Annotated in this window: 2 protein-coding genes and 2 pseudogenes (1 of these 4 only partly in view); all 4 read left to right on the top strand. The window is 37.1% G+C overall.

Annotated elements, in window-relative coordinates; genetic code table 11:
* Positions 1 to 7: pseudogene (locus V7659_RS20160) on the top strand (polar amino acid ABC transporter ATP-binding protein); its annotated part reaches 207 nt to the left of the window's first position; the annotation flags it as partial.
* A 29-nt stretch (positions 8 to 36) separates the two neighbouring features.
* On the top strand, positions 37 to 831 hold the full coding sequence (locus V7659_RS20155; protein ID WP_335541735.1) for a transporter substrate-binding domain-containing protein: 795 nt from the start codon (positions 37 to 39) through the stop codon (positions 829 to 831).
* 55 nt (positions 832 to 886) lie between these two features.
* Positions 887 to 1,562: pseudogene (locus V7659_RS20150) on the top strand (amino acid ABC transporter permease).
* Positions 1,563 to 1,686: 124 nt separating this feature from the next.
* Positions 1,687 to 2,097: branched-chain amino acid transport system II carrier protein (locus V7659_RS20145; protein ID WP_335541734.1), on the top strand; the 411-nt coding region annotated here is incomplete at its 3' end.

The raw sequence follows: 2,097 nt of genomic DNA, 5'->3' as shown, positions 1-2,097 counted from the left end.
TAAATAACATTTTAAAATAAATAAGGGGGAATAAAAATGAAAAAGATAACGATTTCAAGTTTACTTATAGCTATTTTAATATTTTCCGTTGTTCTTGCTGGGTGTGGTTCAGCGAAGGAAACTAATACTGCCGAGAAGAAACATGAAGAATTTGTTTATGCCATGAGTGGGTTATTTAAGCCTTTCAATTATAAAGAAGATGGGAAACTTACGGGATTCGATGTTGAAATTGGTGAAGCTTTGGCAAAGAAAATGGATATGAAACCAAAGGCCATTACCTTTCCATTCGAGACCATTATCCAAGGTCTTAGAGACCAAAAATTTGATGCCATCCTTGGAAGTATGACAGTTACAGAAGAGCGATTAAAAGCGGTTGACTTTACGAATCCTTACTACAAATCAGGCTCGAGAATCTTTGTTAGTGCAAACAATAATGAAATTAAGTCGAAAGCAGACTTAAAAGGTAAAAAAATTGGCGTGACTCCCGCGACTGTTTATGAAAAGCTCGCAAAAAAGTTAACCGATCAAGATAAAGTCATGGTTTATTCTCAAGGAGATATGACCGCCTTAATGGACTTAGCAACTGGCCGAGTAGATGCGGTTATCTGTGATGATATTTTTGGTAGAGTTGCCGTTACACAAGGCGGCCTAAAAATGAAGCCTGTGGATGAATTACTACAAGTAGATAATCAAGCCATCGCAACCAATAAGGAAGATCCGGAACTCACTAAAAAAATCAACAAAGCCTTGGATGAAATTATTGCCGATGGAACGTATGAAAAAATCAGTAAAAAGTGGTTTGACTATAATTTAATGGATGCAGGTAAATAATGCAGGTTAAATCAAATTTATAATAAATAAATTATTGACTGGATGGGGGTTTGACATGCTAGATATCTTTCTATCAAACTATAGCTCATTATTTGATGCATTATTAGTTTTTAGGGAGTATCATCGGTCTTTTATTTGCCTTTTTTAGCCTATCTAATCTTAAAATTCTAAACTTAATTGCACAAGGATATTTGATTATCGCTCGAGGAACGCCGATGATTGTCCAAATCTGTATTCTCTATTTTGGAATCTCCTCCATCCTTACTCTACCGCAATTTTGGGCAGGAGTTATTGCATTATCGGTTCACAATGGGGCCTATATATCGGAGATCTTCCGCGGTGCCATTCAATCGATCGATAATGGCCAAATGGAAGCAGCTCGCTCGCTTGGGATGTCGTACAAATTAGCGATGAGGAGAATTATACTACCTCAAGCCTTTAAACGGGCAATACCGTCTCTAGGAAATCAATTTATTCTACTGCTAAAGGAATCCGCACTAGTAGCCTATATCGGTATGACTGATTTATGGGGTACAACGATGTCCATTGCAGGTGCAAACTACCAACCTTTGGAAACATACATGGTTACCGGAATGTTTTATCTTATTCTTGTTGGCATATTCACTTATATCTTTAGTAAATTGGAAACCAAATACAGCACAAACACTAAGAAAAACGGTAAAACCACTCGTTCTGTGGGTTCCAAATCGACAAGTGTAATAGAACAATAGATTCCACAATAATTGCAAGTAATATAAGTACCGTGTAATTTTTCATTCATTCTAATGTAGGAATGCACGGATGTTTGAATCCTAATAATTGTTATCGATTTCAGTCATTAAAGGAGTGCATCGAATGAAAACAAACAAGATTTACCGTGACAGTCTTATTTTTGGTTTTGCCTTTTTCGCCGTATTTTTTGGGGCTGGGAATTTAATTTTTCCACCATCCATCGGGTTTGTTTCCGGGTCGGATTGGCCAACTGCTCTGGCAGGTTTTGTATTGACTGGAATCATCCTGCCTTTACTCGGACTTATTGCTGTTTTAAATGCTGAAGGGAAATTTGAAGTCTTAACAAACCCCATTAGTCCATGGTTTTATAAAGTATACAATATTCTCTGTATGTTATGCATTGCGATGGTGGTGACCGTCCCTCGAACAGCTGCAACCACACATGAAATAGGCGTTCATACATTGTTTCCACATTTTCCGGCGTTTGGTACGATGATTATTTTTTTTGCTCTTAATTATTATTTTGCAAACGAT

The sequence above is a fragment of the Neobacillus drentensis genome (assembly GCF_036966985.1).
Lineage (GTDB): Bacteria > Bacillota > Bacilli > Bacillales > Cytobacillaceae > Neobacillus > Neobacillus drentensis_E.
The sequence above is the reverse complement of the archived record's forward strand: the minus strand, read 5'-3'. Positions and strand labels throughout refer to the sequence as shown.

Bases quoted from the DNA above. Each gene is read 5' to 3' on its own strand.
- V7659_RS20155 (WP_335541735.1), top strand. From the start codon at position 37: ATGAAAAAGATAACGATTTCAAGTTTACTTATAGCTATTTTAATATTT.